Origin of the sequence: Saccharospirillum alexandrii, from assembly GCF_004000275.1 — a bacterium.
GTDB lineage: Bacteria > Pseudomonadota > Gammaproteobacteria > Pseudomonadales > Natronospirillaceae > Saccharospirillum > Saccharospirillum alexandrii.
In genome coordinates this window covers 1,612,370-1,631,346 of record NZ_RCIP01000001.1, presented here as the reverse complement: position 1 = coordinate 1,631,346, position 18,977 = coordinate 1,612,370, and the positions used below count along the sequence as shown (strand labels likewise).

Annotated in this window: 16 protein-coding genes; 12 read left to right on the top strand and 4 right to left on the bottom strand. The window is 56.8% G+C overall.

The window, feature by feature from the left end:
• Positions 1-105: 105 nt before the first annotated feature.
• Positions 106-1,308 (bottom strand): multidrug effflux MFS transporter, encoded by a 1,203-nt coding sequence (locus EP166_RS07250; protein ID WP_127556088.1) that lies wholly within the window; start codon positions 1,306-1,308, stop codon positions 106-108.
• A gap of 289 nt (positions 1,309-1,597) precedes the next feature.
• Here EP166_RS07250 and EP166_RS07245 point away from each other — a divergent pair, with 289 nt between their 5' ends.
• The 4 genes from EP166_RS07245 (at position 1,598) to EP166_RS07230 (ending at position 7,986) form a co-directional block, all read left to right on the top strand.
• A complete protein-coding gene (locus EP166_RS07245) occupies positions 1,598-3,496 on the top strand; it encodes a propionyl-CoA synthetase (RefSeq protein ID WP_127556087.1) in 1,899 nt (632 codons plus the stop codon).
• 207 nt (positions 3,497-3,703) lie between these two features.
• Positions 3,704-5,734 carry a methyl-accepting chemotaxis protein gene (locus EP166_RS07240; protein ID WP_127556086.1) on the top strand — a complete coding sequence of 677 codons (2,031 nt, stop codon included), beginning with the start codon at positions 3,704-3,706 and terminating at the stop codon, positions 5,732-5,734.
• A 168-nt stretch (positions 5,735-5,902) separates the two neighbouring features.
• Positions 5,903-7,195 carry a ferredoxin reductase family protein gene (locus EP166_RS07235; protein WP_127556085.1) on the top strand — a complete coding sequence of 431 codons (1,293 nt, stop codon included), beginning with the start codon at positions 5,903-5,905 and terminating at the stop codon, positions 7,193-7,195.
• On the top strand, positions 7,192-7,986 hold the full coding sequence (locus EP166_RS07230) for a cytochrome b5 domain-containing protein (RefSeq protein WP_127556084.1): 795 nt from the start codon (positions 7,192-7,194) through the stop codon (positions 7,984-7,986). The genes EP166_RS07235 and EP166_RS07230 overlap by 4 nt, the downstream gene beginning before the upstream one ends.
• 44 nt (positions 7,987-8,030) lie before the next feature.
• On the opposite strand, the gene EP166_RS07225 is transcribed toward EP166_RS07230, so the two are convergent.
• Positions 8,031-9,026, bottom strand: a complete 996-nt coding sequence (locus EP166_RS07225; RefSeq protein ID WP_127556083.1) for an NADP-dependent oxidoreductase — start codon at positions 9,024-9,026, stop codon at positions 8,031-8,033.
• Between the two features lie 143 nt (positions 9,027-9,169).
• Here EP166_RS07225 and EP166_RS07220 point away from each other — a divergent pair, with 143 nt between their 5' ends.
• The 5 genes from EP166_RS07220 (at position 9,170) to EP166_RS07200 (ending at position 14,013) form a co-directional block, all read left to right on the top strand.
• The gene (locus EP166_RS07220; protein ID WP_127556082.1) at positions 9,170-10,072 is read left to right on the top strand and encodes a LysR family transcriptional regulator; all 903 of its coding nucleotides are present in this window, start codon (positions 9,170-9,172) and stop codon (positions 10,070-10,072) included.
• A 92-nt stretch (positions 10,073-10,164) separates the two neighbouring features.
• Positions 10,165-10,578, top strand: a complete 414-nt coding sequence (arfB, locus tag EP166_RS07215; protein ID WP_127556081.1) for an alternative ribosome rescue aminoacyl-tRNA hydrolase ArfB — start codon at positions 10,165-10,167, stop codon at positions 10,576-10,578.
• Positions 10,579-10,678: 100 nt separating this feature from the next.
• On the top strand, positions 10,679-11,839 hold the full coding sequence (locus EP166_RS07210; protein ID WP_127556080.1) for a GGDEF domain-containing protein: 1,161 nt from the start codon (positions 10,679-10,681) through the stop codon (positions 11,837-11,839).
• A gap of 51 nt (positions 11,840-11,890) precedes the next feature.
• On the top strand, positions 11,891-13,096 hold the full coding sequence (locus tag EP166_RS07205; protein WP_127556079.1) for a BaiN/RdsA family NAD(P)/FAD-dependent oxidoreductase: 1,206 nt from the start codon (positions 11,891-11,893) through the stop codon (positions 13,094-13,096).
• A 59-nt stretch (positions 13,097-13,155) separates the two neighbouring features.
• Positions 13,156-14,013 carry a PA4780 family RIO1-like protein kinase gene (locus tag EP166_RS07200; protein WP_127556078.1) on the top strand — a complete coding sequence of 286 codons (858 nt, stop codon included), beginning with the start codon at positions 13,156-13,158 and terminating at the stop codon, positions 14,011-14,013.
• A 194-nt stretch (positions 14,014-14,207) separates the two neighbouring features.
• On the opposite strand, the gene EP166_RS07195 is transcribed toward EP166_RS07200, so the two are convergent.
• The gene (locus EP166_RS07195) at positions 14,208-15,080 is read right to left on the bottom strand and encodes a MurR/RpiR family transcriptional regulator (protein ID WP_127556077.1); all 873 of its coding nucleotides are present in this window, start codon (positions 15,078-15,080) and stop codon (positions 14,208-14,210) included.
• 314 nt (positions 15,081-15,394) lie between these two features.
• Between EP166_RS07195 and EP166_RS07190 the strand changes: the two genes are divergently transcribed.
• From EP166_RS07190 to EP166_RS07180, 3 genes are read left to right on the top strand one after another with little or no spacing between them, the layout of a single operon-like run.
• Complete coding sequence (locus EP166_RS07190) at positions 15,395-15,901, top strand: TRAP transporter small permease subunit (protein ID WP_127556076.1); 507 nt, start codon at positions 15,395-15,397, stop codon at positions 15,899-15,901.
• Positions 15,901-17,229 carry a TRAP transporter large permease gene (locus tag EP166_RS07185; protein WP_127556075.1) on the top strand — a complete coding sequence of 443 codons (1,329 nt, stop codon included), beginning with the start codon at positions 15,901-15,903 and terminating at the stop codon, positions 17,227-17,229. Before EP166_RS07190 ends, EP166_RS07185 begins: the two co-directional genes overlap by 1 nt.
• Positions 17,230-17,281: 52 nt before the next feature.
• Positions 17,282-18,316 (top strand): TRAP transporter substrate-binding protein, encoded by a 1,035-nt coding sequence (locus tag EP166_RS07180; protein WP_127556074.1) that lies wholly within the window; start codon positions 17,282-17,284, stop codon positions 18,314-18,316.
• Here EP166_RS07180 and EP166_RS07175 read toward each other — a convergent pair.
• Entirely contained in the window at positions 18,307-18,972 is a 666-nt protein-coding gene (locus EP166_RS07175) for an SCO family protein (RefSeq protein WP_127556073.1), read from the bottom strand. The genes EP166_RS07180 and EP166_RS07175 overlap by 10 nt on opposite strands.
• Positions 18,973-18,977 lie beyond the last annotated feature (5 nt).

The window sequence follows — 18,977 nt, the reverse complement described above, 5'->3', positions numbered from 1 at the left end:
CCCGAAACGTCGGACCGCCATGGACAGATTCACGCCGACCCCACAAAAGCGTCACTGGTGGCTGCCGCGGGCCAAAGCCACAGAGCGAACCCAGAAATCCGAGTGTCAGGAGGCTTCGGGCTCGTCTGAATGGGCTGGGTGGTTGGCCAGTGACAGACCACTCAGGGTGGCCAGCAGGGAGCAGACGAACATGGCCAGGGCAATGCGCTGAATGGAGCCATCGACGATCCATGTAGAGGCAGTGCTGACGGTGCCGGCCACAATGAACTGGGAGGCGCCGATCAATGCGCTGGCGGTGCCGCTGAGCCGGCCAAAGTGTTCGAGATAGGCCGATTGGTTATTGGGGGCAATGGCGCCGATGGTGCCGCCGACCAGTATCATCATCGGCAGGAAAGCCCAGAGGCTCTGGCTGTTGATGCCCAGAAACAGATTCATCACCAACAAGGCACCGGCCTGAGTGATCAGCGCAATTTTCAACAGCAGCACCGGCGAATAGCTAAGCAGCAAGCGCCGGTTCAGCGTACCCAGTACGCCCATACAGACCACGCCCGAGGCGAACGCAATGGAAAATTGCGCATTGTTCAGCCCAAACCAGGTCTGGTACATGAAGGAGGCGTGTGTCACGAACAGCATGACGGTGCTGAATGCCAGCGACTGAATCACCACGTGCCGCCAGGCCATGGGGTGGCGCAGCACCGCCAGGTAATTGGTCAGTAATTTCGACACCGGCTCTTTGGCTCCGGTCTTGCGTGGCTGATGGCGCAGCAGACGGAACCACATCAACACCCCAACACCGACGGCATAGACCGACAAGAAATAGAAAATCAGCGGCCAACTGCCGATCCACAGCAGAATCGAACCGAGCGAGGGGGCAATGGCTGGCGCAATGAACATGATCAGCGCAATCAGCGAAAACAGCCGGGCCGCATCCCGCCCGCGGGCGGTATCCCGCACCAATGCGGGCACGCTGACGGCAATCCAGCCGCCACCGAAGGCTTGAATCAGCCGCCAGACGATCATCCATTGCACGTCGGTACTTTGGCCAATGGCAATCGCGCTGATGGCATAGATGCCAAGCCCGGTCAGTAACACCGGCGCCCGGCCGTAACGGTCCGATAGCGGCCCGCCGATGATCAGGCCCAGCGCCAGGCCAAACACATACAAACTCAGCGTCAGTGACACCTGGTTCTGGCTAACGCCCAGATCATCGGCGATTACCGGAAAAGCCGGCAAATAGGCGTCAATGGCCAGCGGGCCCAACGCCATGGTGGCTGCCAGAAGAATGGAAAATTGAAGAGTGGATTTCATGCAAACCTGTCTGTTGGGCGGTGCAGCAGGCGTAGCGTTTGGCTCGCCTGCCGATAAAGATGACCGATCATACAGAATTTACCGGGCCATCGCCGGGGTTCGGGGACTTTCGATGTGGGTCGCAGTGTCCACAAGATGTGACAATAATCCGGTGTATTGCCTTTGCGTGCGAACGTTTTTCTCGACGTTACCTCTGATTGTTTTACGCCCAATGTCTAATGGGCCGGGGGCGTTAATCAGCGCATAGTTTTCGCAGGAAACCCGAACGCCAAAACCACACGGTGATCACATGTCCCAGACGCCCGCTGTTCTTGATTATTTTACTGAATACCAGGCCAGTGTGGCCGACCCGGATGCCTTCTGGCTGGCGCAAAGTAAACGCGTCGCCTGGTATAAAGAACCGACACAGGGTTCCAGCCTCGATAAAGAGGGGTTGTATCGCTGGTTTGCAGATGGCGAACTCAATACCGCCTATCTCGCGCTGGATGCGCAGATCGACGCAGGCCGGGGGGAGCAACTCGCCCTGATTTATGATTCACCGGTAACCGGGAGTGTTAACCGTTTTACCTACCTGGAGTTGCGCGATGCTACGGCTCGGGTAGCCGGGGTATTGCGTGGGTTGGGTGTTGGCAAGGGCGATCGAGTCGTGATTTATATGCCCATGGTGCCTGAAACGGTGATGGCCATGCTGGCCTGCGCCCGGCTTGGGGCTGTGCATTCTGTCGTATTCGGTGGTTTTGCCGCCCATGAACTGGCCGTGCGCATCGATGACGCCGAACCGACGGTGGTGATTTCCGCGTCGTGCGGCATTGAAGTCAACCGGGTGATCGAATACAAGCCGATTCTGGATGCCGCCCTCTCTGAAGCACACCACAAGCCAGCAGCAACGCTGATTCTGCAGCGTCCGCAAGCCGTCGCTCAGATGCAAATCGGGCGCGACCTCGACTGGGACGAAGCCCTGTCGATGGCTGAACCGACGGAGCCGGTGCCGGTAAAAGCCACCGACCCGCTCTACGTCCTCTACACCTCCGGAACCACCGGTAAGCCAAAGGGCGTCGTGCGCGATAACGGCGGTCATGCCGTGGCCATGCATTACAGCATGGAAGTTGTCTACGGCATGACGCCGGGTGAGGTGTTCTGGGCGGCTTCCGATGTTGGCTGGGTAGTCGGACATTCCTACATCGTCTACGCGCCGCTGATATTCGGCTGCACCACGGTGCTGTATGAAGGCAAACCAGTAAAGACGCCGGATGCCGGAGCATTCTGGCGGGTGGTCGCAGACCATAAAGTGGCAGCACTGTTTACTGCCCCTACAGCCTTTAGGGCGGTCAGAAAAGAAGACCCCGAAGCCGCGTTGATGGCCCAGTACGACACCTCCAGTTTGCAAAAACTCTTTCTCGCGGGCGAGCGTCTCGACCCGCCTACTTATGACTGGCTGGTAGAGAAAACCGGCCTTCCGGTACTCGACCACTGGTGGCAAACCGAGACGGGTTGGGCCATTGCCTGCAACCCGGTGGGCATTGAACAGATGCCAGTTAAAGCCGGTTCGGCGACCTTGCCCACACCCGGCTTTCAGGTCGAAATACTCGATGTTTATGGTGATCCATCTGGCGCTAACCAGCAGGGAGCCGTGGCTATCCGATTGCCGATGCCGCCTGGTTGCCTGCCGACCATCTGGCGCGACAGCGACCGTTTTATTTCGGGCTACCTGGCCCAATACCCGGGTTACTACCTCTCAGGCGATGGCGGTTACCGCGATGAAGAGGGTTATCTGTTTGTCATGGGGCGTCTGGACGATGTAATCAACGTCGCCGGGCACCGGCTTTCCACCGGCGAGATGGAAGAGATTGTCGCCGCGCACCCGGCGGTTGCGGAATGCGCAGTTTTTGGTGTTCAGGATGAACTGAAAGGCGAATTGCCGCTGGCCATGGTGGTGCTGAAAGATGGTTTTGTCGGCGATGAAGACGCTCTGAAGGCGGAACTGGTCGCGGCGGTTCGCCAGCAGATTGGGGCGTTGGCCTGTTTTAACCAGTCATTGATCGTCGAGCGGTTGCCAAAGACCCGCTCCGGTAAAATATTGAGAAAAACCTTGCGCCAAATGGTTAATGGTGAGGCGCTGCAGGTGCCTTCGACCATTGATGACCCCGCCATACTGGAGGAGATTCACCAGCGGTTGACTGACGGCTAACGGGCTTTGTTCCTCATTATCCGATAGGCAATCCAATAATCAGCTGTCTATACTCAGATCTGAAGCCCGATCACGCTGGTTGGATCAGGCCTGGGTTCAGAGGGCGTTCTCTTGAAAAGCTGGTCTCTTCGCTGGAAACTTACGATAGGCACAGCGTGTGCCATAACTCTTGCGCTATTGGCTGTTATTGGCACCGGTTGGTACGCGATGCAGACCAATGGTGACATGGCCATCACCGATGCACGGGCGTCCATTGAAAGCCTGGTGGAAGAAGACCTGACCAATACGGCCGAACTGATTGCTGGTGATGTGGAAACCTTCCTGAATCGCAGTTTTGATTTGGCACGGCTGCTTGGCACGGCTCTGAGCACTACCGCTGAAGGTAATGACGCGGGCCGGGATCCGTTCGAGCGAGAGGCGGTATACGATCTCGTCCAGGCGGTTTTGCTGGAGGGCCCCAGCCTTGGCTCGGCTTATGCTCATTTCGAACCCGACGGATACGACGGGGCCGATTCACTCTATCGCGGTGGCTCCGAGGCCCACAGTGCACCTGCCGGTAATCTGGATGTCTATTGGGTGCGCGATGGTGATGACATTGCTTATTACCGCACTGACGAAGATCAATCCTTTAAATACCTGACGGAAGAAGACGAGTTCGGTAACCGTGAATCGGAGTGGTATCTGTGCAGCCGGGATTCGCTTGAGCCATGCATTATGGAACCGTATCTGTATGAAATTGAGGAAGGCTATGAGGTTCTATTGACGTCACTGGTACACCCGATTGTTGTAAATAATGAGTTTCGGGGAGTCGCCGGCGTCGATATAAATATGCCCCAGGTTCAGGAACAGGTGTTGGCTTACCAGCGAGAATTGTTTGGCGGAGCCGCAAACATTGCCTTACTCAGTGACTTGGGATTGCTGGTAGCCAGTTCAGCTTACCCCGATCAACTGGGTGAGTTGAATGAGCGCGTTGATGGGGCTATGGCACAAGCCCTTGCCTCCATGACCGGTCCTGTGATGACGGATGCCAATACGATTCTGGTGCGGGTTCCGGTTGTCATTGAAGACGCCGGTGTTGAGTGGACGGTTGCCATATCCATTCCCCGTCAGGTTGCGTTTGCTGCCAGTCAGGCGCTCGAGCAAAGCCTGCGCACTGGCTATGAGTCAACCGCAGCAAGCATGGTCTTAATTGGCCTGGTGCTTGTGGTGATTTCGATTGTGCTGATCAGTCTCTGGTTGCGCATCAGTACTCAGCCTATGCGCCAGATGCAAAGTTTGGTGGATGAGCTGGCGGGTGCAGACGGGGATTTGACCAAGCAACTCAGTGTCTCCAGTCACGCAGAGCTGATCGCCATTGCTGATGGGTTTAATCGTTTTACCAGCAAGTTGCGCGACATGATCGAGGTTTTGAAGCACTCGGCCTCTGAATTGCGTGATCAGAGCACCATTCTGGTAACGACCTCTGGCGACACCACCGATGCCACCAATGCTCAACAGGAAGAAATGCAGAGTGTCGCGGCGGCCATGAATGAGATGTCTGCCACTGCCAACGAAGTGGCCCGCCTGGCCAGTGGCACGGCAACGGACGCAGAGCAATCCAATCAATCGCTGCAGCAGGCCCGCGAGGCCTTTGCGCATACGGTATCGGAAGTCCGTGCGGTCGCTGAAGCCATGACACAAGCGAGTGATCGGGTTGCTATGGTTGCCAAAAGCAGTGAAAACATCAACGGAATAACCCAAGTCATTGAAGGCATAGCCGAGCAAACCAATTTACTTGCCCTGAACGCGGCCATTGAAGCCGCTCGTGCGGGTGAGCAGGGCCGCGGTTTTGCCGTGGTCGCCGACGAAGTGCGCAGTCTTGCAGCGCGAACACAATCGTCGACCGAGGAAATCAGAACCTTGATTCAAAGCTTGCAGCAGGAAGTCGATGCGGCGGTGGGGGAGATTAAAACCAGTACTGAGCGCATTAAGGTCACTGTTGGCGAGGCGGATGATGCTTATCAGCAAATGGAAACGGCTGCCACGGGTATCGCTTCGATAACGGATAATGCCGCCCAGGTTGCCACTGCGGCTGAGCAGCAAAATCAGGTTAATGAAGAGATCAACCGAAACATAAACCGGGTTGAAGTGGCCAGTGTTCGCCTGGCCGAGTTGGCTCAGGATGCCCAGGGGGTCAGCGATTCGATGCGCAACATTACCGATGATCTGGACCGGCAGTTAAGCCAGCTAAAGGTGTAGCCAACGGATTAATCTGCACACCTTTCCTACGTGATCCTCCATGCCTGAGGACTTATATGTCCAGATGGAATGGCATTGACGTTCCGGGATGCGCGCTGGTTGACTTGGGTCAGTCAGTTCTGACCGGCTCTTTGCTATAGTGATTGTTCAATCAACCTGGGAGCATCAATGCGCTGGTTTAAATCCGGAGATGGAGTGTTATTGGTACTGGGTCTTGTGCCGGTGTCACTCTTTTTGTTTCATAACTGGCCTTCGCCTTCAACCGACCCTGTGTACTGGTTTCGCTGGTGTGGTCGCCTCGTGGGTATTGTCGGCCTGACGTTGCTGCTGTTGGCTGCTCTGATGAGCCTGCGATTACCTCGTCTCGATGTGATGTTTGGAGGCTTGCCACGGTTGTGGACCATTCACCGCCTGGTCGGGTTTCTGGGGTTTGTGGGTGTGTTGCTTCATGCCTGGTTGCTCGGCTTTGCGACGGTCACACAGGGCCGAACACTCAGCTTAGCGGGTCTATTCCCCGGAATGGCTAACTGGCCTATTTGGGCAGGGTGGCTAGCGTTGGCGTTGATGGTTGTGTTTTTGGCGCCAACGTTTCAGTTCTTCGGTCGCCTGAATTACCAGCGCTGGAAGCGGTTGCACCTGCTATCGGCACCGGCGCTCATCCTTGCGCTGGTTCATACCTTGCCGCTCGCTGATCAGCCCCTGGTTTGGTGGGTGATGGGGGCTCTGTCCTTGGGGGCCATCATTTGGCGTAAAGTCCTCTCGCCTCAACTGGGCCGGTCGGCCTGGGAAGTAGTTGACGTGCATCAATTGAAACACGACGTGGTCGAGATATGCCTGAAACCACTGGGCAGCCCGATGCGCTACATGGCCGGTCAGTTTGTCTACCTGACGCCAAACGTACCTGGTCTGAGTGCCGGCAATCGGGAGGAGCACCCTTACACCATTGCCTCGGCGCCGTCTGATCCGCTGCTGCGTCTGGGCATCAAAGACCTTGGTGATGCCAGCCATGCCTTGCAGCGTGTACCGCCGGGTAGTCGAATTGAAATTGAAGGCCCTTATGGTGATTTCTACCAGCGACATTACCCGGGGCGCAATCAGCTCTGGCTGGGGGGTGGCATTGGCATTACGCCCTTTGTCAGTGGTGCGCGCGCCATGCTCGATGACGAGACCGATACCTCGGTGCATTTGTTCTACCTGTCTCAGGATGAATATCGCTCCTACTACCTGGACGAGCTTCAGGACATTGCCGGCAAGCAGCCGCGTTTTGATATCACAGCCCATCACTTTTCCGTACAGGGGGCCGTAACCGAAGCCTTTCTGGAAACACACTGTCCGGATTTCCGCGAACGGGAGGTCTACCTGTGCGGGCCTCCGGGCATGATGAGACACCTGATTCCCCTGTTAATACAAGCCGGACTATCTGGCGACGCCATTCACAGCGAGGTCTTTGATTTCCTATGAACAAATTTGCCTACTCTGCACTGGTCGCTTTCGTCAGCAGTCTGCTGACCCTGATCACCATCGTTTGGGTGGTCCCGACCGTAGCGGAAACCGAAGGGAAAGTGCGCGAAATCAGTCTGGACGAGCTGGCCAGTCATAACACCGCCGACAGTTGCTGGAAAGAGATAGAAGGGCTGGTTTATGACGTTACCGACTTCATCGACCGGCACCCAACGCCAGCGTCGGTGATGACCGAATGGTGTGGTCGGCCCTCTACCGAAGGTTGGGTCGACAAAGGCAATGGCCGGCCTCACAGCGCCGGAGCTGAAGCCTTGCTGGATGATTTTCTGGTGGGCTATCTGGCAGGGGCCGATGTTGATCTGGACGCGCTGAATCAGCCGGCAACCGGGTCAGGCGCTGCTTCTGCTGAGCGGCCTGCCACTGCCGTGGATGCCGGAGCCGGGCGCTATCGCGATGGCAGCTACTATGCAGAAGCCGAACCTGGTAGCCGCGGTACCTTTGGAATCATCGAAATCACAGTCAAGGGCAACCGTATTGTTGGCGTGTATTATGATGAGCTGTCGCGCGATGAGGATGGCACCGTTAATTACCGCAAATCGGCCGACATGAATTATGCCGAACGCTGGCGCCGGGTCAGCGGTGGCGTAACGCAGCTGTCTACCTACCCGGCTTATGAACAGATGTTGATTGAACAGGGCGTACCCGAAGGGGTCGATGCCATCAGCGGGGCCACTGGCGCTTATGACGCCTTTGTCGGGCTGGCAACAGAAGCCCTGTCAACAGCCCGCTGAAATGAGCCGCCCGCTGAGAGGCGGGTGGCTGGTTTTGCCAGTTGTTAGAGTTTTACGATCAGCTTGCCATCGTTGCCACCGGTAAAGAACAGATTCAACCCGGTCATCGCTGATTCGAGCCCTTCCAGGGTGTGCGCCCGGTATTTGATCTTGCCCTGCTGAACGTAGGGCGTCAGTTTTTCAAGCAACTGTGGTGCCTGGTGCAGGTGATCCGGCATGGTGAAACCCTGAATCAGCAGGCGCTTCTTAATGATGTTCATCCAGTTCGGGCCCGGGCTGGGTTCGCGCGCGGTGTAATCGGCGATCATACCGCATACCATGATGCGCCCGTGGGCGTTCATGCGTTCGAAGACCCGGTGCTGGATAGGACCGCCGGTATTTTCGAAATAGAGGTCGATGCCCTCTGGCGCCAGTTCATCGAGTTTTGCGCCCAGGTCATCCGTCTTGTAATTGACCGCTCCGTCGAAACCCAGGTCGTTGGTGATCCAGCTGGCCTTGTCTTCACTGCCCACCACACCAATCACTCTAAGGCCATCGGCTTTGGCCAACTGGCCGACGATCGACCCGACCGATCCCGCTGCACCGGATACCACGATGGTTTCACCGGCCTTGGGTTTGCCAATTCCGTACAGGCCCTGAGTGGCCGTCAAACCGGGCAGGGCAAATACCGACAGCAGCATGTCAGCCGGCAGCGATGCATCAACCTTGTTGACGCCTTTGCCCGTGCTGATGGCCAGTTCCTGCCAGCCAAACATGCCCATGACCCGGTCGCCGACTGAGAAATCCGGGTGATTCGATTCGATGACCTCACCCAGACCGGAAGAACGCATCACACTGCCGAGTTCCACGGGGGGGATGTAGCTTTCGGTGTCGGGCGACATCCAGCCCAGCATGGCCGGGTCCAGTGACATGTGGGTCTGGCGAACCAGAAATTCGCCGTCACCGGTGCTTGGAACGGGTTTTTCAACCACCTCGAACAAATCGGGGCCAATGGGGCCAGAGGGACGTTTGATCAGGTTTATCGCGGTATAGGTGCTCATGATGTTGGCTCACTGTGTTGATGGAACAAAATCGAATGGTTTTTGGGTCTGATGTCTATTATTGCGACGGCTGAGATGACAAAAAGTGCCAAATGAGCGAATATTTGTTGTCTTAAAAGCAATAGTAAGGGCTTTTTGAAACCGTGGACCAGTTGAGAGCCATCAAGTACTTTGTGAAAGTAGCTGAAACCCGCAGTTTTTCGCGCGCAGCCGAGCATTTTCAGGTACCGCCGTCGTCACTGTCGCGGCGCGTGGCAGACCTTGAGGCGCATCTTGGTGCGACGCTGCTGACTCGCTCAACCCGGGTGGTGCGGCTGACTGAAATCGGCCAGCGCTACTACCGGGATATTGTTGATGTGCTGGCACAACTGGATGCCACCCACGAGGCCGTCAGCCTTTACCAGGCCGAGCCGATGGGCCGGTTGCGCATCAGCGCCATGGTTGGCTTTGGGGAGCGCATCCTGTTACCGCTGATGGACCGCTTCAACCAGCGTTACCCGGATGTGCAGCTGGACATTACGCTCAGCGACGAGCTCAGTGTGCTGGACCGGGATGAGGTGGACATCGCCATTCGCGGTGGCTATGCGCCCGACGCCCGGGTTGTCGCCATTAAACTGATGAATAATGACTTTATCGCCGTAGCGTCACCGGCGTACCTGGCCCGATACGGCACACCCAGGCACCCGCAGGACCTCAAGCACCACAAAGGACTGTATTTTCGCACCCCGCAGGGGCCAACCCGCTGGATATGCGAGCTGGATGACCGCTGGCAGGATGTATCGGCGCCGGGTGTCGCCTACTCCAATGCCGGCCCCTGGCTGCTGGATCGGGCCGTTCGCGGCGATGGCATTCTGATGCTGCCGGGCTGGGTGCTGAAACCCTACCTGGAGAGCGGCGAGTTGGTGCCGGTTCTGGTGTCTCCCGGCTTGCAGGTGACGACACAGCCGGGTATGGCGATCTATCTGCTTTACCAAAAGACCCGGTATCAGGTGCCCAAAATACGGGCGGCCGTTGATTTTCTGGTGTCTGAGGTGCCCATGGTCTGACGTCAGTTTGGCGCCAGCAGGGTTGCTGTGTCGGCCACCCCTGTGGTTTGATCCGTAGGTCCTAGTGTTTCTTCATCTATTTCAAGGTAATCATGCTGCAAATTTCCAACGCCGTTTCTTTAGCTGACTGGGAGATCGATATTGTCCAGATTCGGGCCCAGGGAGCCGGGGGGCAGAACGTCAACAAAGTCGCCTCTGCCGTGCATCTGCGCTGCGATGTGCCCAAAACCGCCCTGCCGGATTTCTACAAGGAGCGGCTGCTGGCGTTATCGGACCACCGGATCACCAAAGACGGTGTGATTGTCATTAAGGCGCAGCGGTTTCGAACCTACGAAAAAAACAAGGACGATGCCCTGCAACGCCTGGCCGAGCTGATTCGCGGTGCGGTAAAACAGGAAAAAGCCCGGCGGCCCACCAAGCCTACCCGGGGCTCGCAGCGACGCCGGGTAGAGAAAAAGGTTCAGCGCGGCAAGACCAAGGCCATGCGAGGTAAGGTTGAGCCCTGAGGCAAACGTAATTGGTTTTGCGACCTGCCTGGGAAACGATCATACTGTGATTTAGTTCCCATATTGGCCGTGCCAGAAAACCTGCCCAGAGTGATGCCAGATGACATCGACCACCCCCATCGCTGACTCACCGAAAAGCCGTGTGCTGGCAGAGCGTCGCCGTCGCTTTGGCTTGCGTCGCCTCGTCCGCTGGTTACTGGGCCCCGATACCGATACGCTCAAACAACAGCAATTGATGCTGATTGTGTCCGGAATACTCTTTCTGTGGGTATCCGGGCTCTTCAATGGCCTGTTTGGTGTCACCCCTCTTTTGCTGGTCGGTGTGTATCTCGCGGCCATACCGGTTCTGATTTGCTTGTGGTGGCAGGGTCGCTGGCGCGACAAGACCCGGCGCGCAACGACCATTTCACTGATCATACTCGCGTTGATCGTTGCTCCGGCCACCTGGTTTCTCAATGCAGGCTCGCAGGGGCCGACGCTGATTCTTTATCTGATACTGGTGAGTTATGCAGTTGGTGTGCAAAGCGCCGAGAATCGCTGGCGCGTAGGCTTGCTGGCCTTGTTGCTGGTCTCGCCAATCATCTGGTTGATGGCAGAACTGTGGGCGCCTCACTGGATAGTGCCCTATCCCGACACAAAGACACGTATTATCGACCTGATTTTCAGCTACTCGGCCGGTGCTCTGCTGCTGAGCATTGTCATTCTGGGTCATGTTCGCCGTTTCAGTCAGGAGTTGTACAAAGCCAATGTCTTGTCGAAACGCCTGACGGATATGGCGCGTAAAGACAGCCTGACCGGGTTGTTGAATCATAAGGTCATTCACCAGGGGGTGATGGCGGCACTGGCGCTGCAACGACCTTTCTCACTGGTCATGCTCGATCTGGATCACTTCAAAAAAGTGAACGACCGGCACGGCCACTTGTACGGCGATACCGTGCTGGTGCAATTTGCCCTGGTTTTACGCGCCTGCTGTGAACCGTCCAAAGGCCAGGTCGGCCGGGCTGGCGGAGAAGAGTTTCTGGCCATCATTCCCGGCGACGATAATGCCGCCAATGCCTTTCTCGCCCGCCTGCGGTCCGAGTGGGCCATCTGTTATCTGGAACACGGTGCTGTCACCTTCAGCGCCGGAGCAGCCAGCTGGGTTCCGGGCGACAGCCTCAATAGCCTGATTCAACGGGCCGACGATGCGCTCTATGGCGCCAAAGATGCAGGCAGGGACCGCTGGGTGGTGGCTGCCGCATCCTCGGCCACAGGGCTGTGATACACTCTGTGCCAACCAACCTTCAGACCCGACGGGAATCCCATTTCTGATATGCAGCAGTACGATGGACTGATTATCGGTGGCGGTGCCGCCGGCCTGATGTGCGCCGCTGTGGCGGGTCAGCGTGGCAAGCGTATGCTGGTGCTTGAGCATACCAAGAAGGTCGGCAAGAAAATTTTAATGTCGGGTGGCGGACGCTGCAATTTCACCAACTACCAGGTAGAGCCTTCCCATTTTATTTCACAGAACCCGCATTTCTGCGTATCGGCGCTGAAGCGCTATACGCCCTACGACTTTTTGTCACTGGTGCAGAAACACGACCTCGAGTTCCATGAAAAAACGCTGGGGCAGTTGTTCTGTGACCGGTCGTCGAAGGATATTCTGGCGATATTAGTGGCCGAGTGTGAGGCCGCTGGCGTTGAAATTCGCACCCAATGCGACGTCGAATCCATTGATTACCAGAGTGAGCCGTCAGATACCCGCTTTCAACTGAGTACGTCAACCGGCCGGGTAGCGGCACCGTCACTGGTCGTGGCCACCGGCGGTCTGTCGATCCCGACCATGGGTGCGACGGGGTTTGGCTATCAGGTAGCCGGGCAATTTGGTTTGAAGGTGGTGCGGCGGGATGCCTCACTGGTGCCGTTCACGCTCTCGGGCGACTTGCTGGAGTTGGCGCAGTCGCTGGCAGGCGTAGCCGTGCCGGTCAGCGTCACCTGTGGTGATGCCCGCTTTCGCGAAGCCATGTTATTCACTCACAAAGGCCTGAGTGGCCCGGCGATGCTGCAGATCTCCAATTATTGGCAGCCGGGCGAACCGATCGAAGTCGACTTTCTGCCGGACGTTTCCATTGCCGATTGCCTGGCACAGTGGCGAACAGAGGGTCGCAAGGGCGAGCTTAAAAACGCCCTGGCGCAGTTGCTGCCCAAGCGCTTTGTGCAAGCCTGGCTGGAGCATCACCCGTCGGTGAAGTCGCTGGGAAGCACTACCCTGGCCAACCTGAGCAAAGCCGATACCGAGGCACTCGGCCAGGTGCTGCACCGCTGGACGCTGGTGCCAGCGGGCACTGAAGGCTACCGCACGGCGGAAGTGACCCGAGGTGGCGTCAGTACTGACGAAGTATCGTCAAAGACATTTGAGGCAAAGTCGGTGCCTGGGCTCTACTTTATTGGCGAGGTGCTCGACGTAACCGGCTGGCTCGGCGGCTACAATTTTCAGTGGGCCTGGGCCAGCGGACATTGCGCGGCGCAGTATCTATGACTGCGCCATGCACACGAGCCCGGACTACCCATACCGGAATGGAAGAGGAACGTAACTGAATGAAAGCCCCTGCACGCCTGCAACCTCTGATTGAGGATGGCGTCATCGATGAAGTGATCAGTGCCCTGATGAGTGGCAAGGAAGCGGCGGTGTTTGTGGTCCGCTGTGGCGAGGAAATTCGCTGTGCCAAGGTGTACAAAGACGCCAAAAAACGCAGCTTTAAACAGGCGGCCACCTATACCGAAGGCCGCAAGGTACGCAGCACTCGCCGTGCCCGGGCCATGGAAAAAGGCTCGCGCTTTGGTCGCAAGCAACAGGAAGAAACCTGGCAGAACGCCGAAGTCGATGCGCTGTACCGGTTGGCCGCGGCAGGTGTTCGGGTACCGGAACCCTTTGGTTGCATCGACGGTGTCATGATCATGGAGCTGGTGACCGACGATGAGGGCGGTGTCGCCCCGCGGCTGGACGACGTTGTGCTGACGCCGGAGCAGGCGCGGGAAGACCATGCGTTGATGATGCATTACGTCAAACTGATGCTGAATGAAGGCCTGATTCACGGTGACCTGTCTGAATTCAACGTACTGGTCGATGCCTACGGGCCGGTGATCATTGACTTGCCACAAGCGGTCGATGCGGCGGCCAACAATAACGCCCAGGCCATGCTGAAGCGCGACGTCGATAACATGACCCGCTACTACGGTCAGTTTGCGCCCGAGCTGAACAAAACCCATTACGCCGAAGAACTCTGGGCGCTCTATGAAGCTGGCGATCTGACGGACGAGACCGAACTGACCGGTCACTTTGACGTTGATGAATCAGCCGCCGATGTCGATGGCGTACTGGGCGAAATCGCCGCCATTCTGGCCGAAGAGGAAGAGCGCAAAGGCTGGGAAAATGCCGAGGATCTGGACGACTAGGGTCCTGAGTGTTGAGTTTGGCTTTACATTGTTGCCATGAGTCCGTGTCAGGCACCGGGGGTATCTCTCCGGGGACGGCGTGAACCCGTCCATGGGGCCTAGACTGCAGCATCCATGCTGCAGACTTCCCCGGATAGATACCCCCGGCACCTGACACTCAATTGGTTGCTAACTCTTAAATTTGAGTTATGACTTCAACGTGAGCGCTTAAACAATCGAGTCCGCTCATACAAGCCTTCTATTCGTTTCAGTCTCTCGCTGGTCTCTTCCCAGCGCCGGCCCTGAACGCCTGCCAGTAATGCTTCAACCAGTGCCATCAGTGGCGTCAGTGAATCCCAGGCTGAAGGGGCTTCAATGTGGCAGGGCATGGTGTGGCGTGCGTGGACGGCAGCGGGTGATACCCAGCGGTCGGTGATCAGTACGATGTCGACGCCCTGTTCCCGCGCCAGTTCGACCATTTGCACGACAGCCGGTTCGTAGCGACGTACATCGAAGGCGATCAGTACATCGCCTTCGGTCATATCCAGCAAGGCAGTCGGCCAGGTGTTGGGCATGGAGGATAGAACCACCACATCACCGCGCATCACCTTGAGCGCGGTGGCGAAATAGTCCGCAATGGAATGCGTCAGGCGTCCGCCCAGCGTATAGATACGCCGCTCGGGGTCGGAGAGCAGGCCGGTTGTGGCATCGAAACTGGCCTGGTCGATCTGGCTCAGGGTGGCGTTCAGGTTATCGACCAGCTTGTCGGCGAAGTGGTTCAGTATGTGGGCGCCAGGGTAGGCATCGGCCCACTTGTCGTGTTTGGCCAGCGGGGAGGCCAGCGTATCGCTAAGTTCTTCATGCAACCCTGCCTGAAAATCCGGATAGCCCTTGTAACCCAGTTTTTGCACCAGTCGCACCACGGTTGGGCTTGAAACCCCGGCTGCCCGGGCAACCGACGCCACCGAACCCAGAACCGTTACCGGAAAATTACCCAGCATGTAGGTGGCCACCTGACGTTCTGCCCGGGTCAGTTTGGGCAGCGCCGTGCGTAATTGGGTTTCGATGGTATGGGATGGCACATTCATGCGGTCAGGTCTCAGCAGGCATGTGAAAAATAGGGGCGCAGACTGTCTCAAACCGGTGCGACTTTGACCAGAACAACCCAAGTCAGTGCGTTTTTTCTCTGCATGAAGTTTAGCCATTTTGTTTGATTTGTAACAGTCGATGTAATTCTGAAAAGATATTGACAAGATGCGGAGAGCGTCAGAGACTGGTTTTATCGTTGAGTAGGAAAGGACTGTCCAATGCTGACCGCCGATGCCTGTACCGCGACCGGCACAGCCGGGGCCTCCGGGGTTCCCAATGCAACGACTGCCCTATATGACCCGGGAGTTCGGTCATGCCTCGTTTCCTGATCGTGTATGTGCGCTGGGTCGAACGTCTGAATTATGGCGTCGGCCGGCTGGCCATGTTCTCGCTGTTTGCGCTGATGGGCATTCTGTTGTGGGGCGCCATCGCACGAGCTGGCTGGCAACCCCAGATCTGGACCGATGAAATGGCCCAGTTTCTGTTAATGGGTTACTTCATGCTGGGTGGTGCCTATGCCCTGCAACTGGGCTCCGCTGTGCGAATGGATCTGTTGTACAGCCGTTGGTCCGATCGCACCAAGGCCGCCGTTGATGCCGTCACTATTTTAATGCTGGTGGTTTACCTCGGCATTCTGCTGTGGGGTGGTATTGAAAGCACCTTGTACGCCCTTGAATATTCCGAACGACGACGCGGACTTTGGCGCCCCTACATGGCACCCATAAAAATAGTCATGGTCATCGGTATCGTGCTGATGATTCTGCAATGCACTGCTTTTTTTATTCGTGATATCGCCCGGCTTAGAAAGGTGGAGTTCTGATGTCCTACGATCTTATTGCCGCGCTGATGTTTGGCTCTATGCTGGTGATGATGCTTACTGGCCAGCGTATGTTTGGTGTCATCGGCTTTGTGGCGGTCATCGCTGCGGTTTTTTTGTGGGGTGACCGGGGCGGCTATGATCTCGCCTTTGCCCAGACCATTAAAGTCATGAACTGGTACCCGCTGCTGACATTGCCGATGTTTATTTTCATGGGCTATGTCATGTCGGAATCGCGCCTCGCAGATGACCTGTATCGCATGTTCCATGTCTGGTTCGGCCCCGTGCCCGGTGGCCTGGCCATTGGCACCATTTTGCTGATGGTGCTTATTTCTGCGATGAACGGTTTGTCAGTAGCGGGTATGGCCATTGGTGCGACCATTGCGTTACCTGAGTTGCTGAAACGGTCTTACGATAAACGCATGGTCACCGGCGTTATACAGGCCGGTGCGAGTCTGGGAATTCTGGTGCCGCCGTCGGTGGTGATGGTGCTGTACGCCATGATCGCCCGCCAGCCCGTCGGCCAGCTCTGGCTGGCAGGGGTGTTGCCCGGGTTGTTGTTGGCGTCGCTGTTTATTATCTACATCTGGTTGCGTTGCAAGTTGAACCCGGAGCTGGGTCCGCCCATTTCCGATGAAGACCGAAAGAGCATCAGTCGGGGCGAGAAATACCGGTTACTGTTGGCTGGACTGATGCCACTGGGCATTTTCGCCGTCATGATGGTGCCCTTTGTGATGGGCTATACCCGTCTGGTGGAAAGCTCCGTTATTGGTGCCCTGGCGGCGACCGCAGTGTCTGTTTTCAAAGGCCGGATGAGCTGGCGGGTACTGGAGGTCTGCAGCCGTAACACCCTCGCCATCAGTTGCATGTTCCTGTGGATTATTCTGGCCGCACTTGCCTTTGGTGCCGTTTTCGATGGGCTTAGAGCCGTCGATTTTGTTCGCAATCTGTTTATGGACAACCTGGGCTTGGGGCGCTGGGAAATTCTGATATTAATGCAACTCAGCTTTATTCTGATGGGCACCTTTCTCGACGATACCGCCATGCTGGTGATCGTTGCACCACTTTATGTACCCATCGTCAGCATGCTGGAATTCAACCTCATCTGGTACGGCGTGCTGTATACCATTACCTGCCAGATTGCCTATATGACACCGCCCTTTGGCTATAACCTGTTTTTAATGCGTGCCATGGCACCGAACGACGTAACGCTGAGTGACATCTATCGATCCATAATTCCGTTTGTGGGTGTAATGATTCTCGGATTAATCATAGTGATGGTGTTTCCCCAAATCGCACTCTGGTTGCCCGAGACCCTTTACAACCGCTGATAAGAGGCTGCGTTCGTGCAACCTTTGTTTCAACTGGAAAGAGGGAAATACCATGACATCAAGACGTACGTTCATCAAGGCCGGTGCAATGGCCGGCGCAGCTGCCATTACAGCGCCCAAGGTGCTGGCAGAATCGACCATCCGCTGGCGTTTGCAAACCTATGCCGGGTCTTCTCTGGGTGCTCAGGTGATCAAACCTGCCGTTGATATGTTCAACGCCATAGCGGGCGATGAAATGCAGATCGACCTGTTCTACGCCGACCAGCTGGTACCAACGTCCGAGCTGTTTCAGGCGATGCAGCGCGGTACCATCGATGCGGTGCAATCTGATGACGATTCAATGATGTCACCCACCGACGTGACGGTGTTTGGCGGTTATTTTCCCTTTGCCAGCCGTTATTCCCTGGATGTGCCGGCGCTGTTCAATGACTGGGGCCTGAATGAAATCTGGGCCGAGCAATACGCCTCTGTGGGGGTGAAGCACATCTCCGCCGGTTCCTGGGATCCCTGTCACTTTATTACCACGTCACCCATTACCAGTCTGTCGCAACTGGAAGGCAAGCGGGTGTTTACCTTTCCGACGGCAGGCCGCTTCCTGAATCAGTTCGGTGTTGTGCCGGTTACGGTGCCCTGGGAAGACGTCGAAATCGCGTTGCAGACCGGTGAAATCGACGGCGTTGCCTGGTGCGGTATTACCGAAGCCTATGAAGTGGGTTGGGCTGATATCTGTTCGCATTTTCTGACCAACAACATATCCGGTGCCTGGATTGGCCATTTCTTTGCCAACATGGAACGCTGGAATGAATTGCCGGCGCATTTGCAAACCCTGATGGCTGCCTGCTTCGAGCAATCGCATTACTATCGCCAGCACTGGTACTGGGCTGGCGAAGCCCGGTTGCGCACCCAGGGCACCAAGCTGGAACTGACGTCGATTCCGGATGCAGAGTGGGCGCAGGTCGAGCAGGCAGCGCGGGTTTTCTGGGACGACATCGCCGAAGAATCGGAAACCGCTGCGCGCGTTGTGCAGATTTTCAAGGATTACAACGCGGCGATGGACCGGGCCGGACGCCCCTACCGTTACAGTTGATGGTTGTTCGCCCAACGGCGAACGGTCAGGTAATCCTGCAGTAGCCGGTCAGGCTCAAAATGCAGCCGGCCGGTTAGGGTCCGTGTCGGTTCAAATACAGCCTGCAACCGGCCGTCGTTGTTGATAAGAAACAGTGTTAACCCGTGTGTGACCTGCACCGAGCCCTGCTCATCCTGAGTCACGCTGGCATGGATGCCCAATGCCGATTCAAACGCTTCGGCATCCTGATCTGAAACTGCACGCCAACCGCTGAACTGTTCATGAAACCACGGCAGGTAGTCGGCCAGTTGCGCCAGTGAATCCCGACCCGGATCGACTGTATAAAAATGCAGTCTCAGATCAGTGAACTGTGATTGCCGGTCGAGTGCGCGTTTGAACTGGGCCATTTCCACCAGGGTTGTCGGGCAAATATCGGGGCAATGCGTGAACCCATAACTGATCAGGTGCCAGTTGCCGGGCAAGGTGTCTGGTGTAACCACGGGTCCGTTGTGTTGCTCCAGCCTGAATGCCGGCAGCGGCTGGGCGGGCATCAGCCAGGCGCCCTGTATCGTGGGAAGCGAGGGCACTGCCGGTGCTATTACCCAAAGGGCAAAGCCAAAAAGCACCATAAGAATAGCCGGTGGCGCTATGAAGGGGATCAGCCTGTTGCCTTGCACAATGG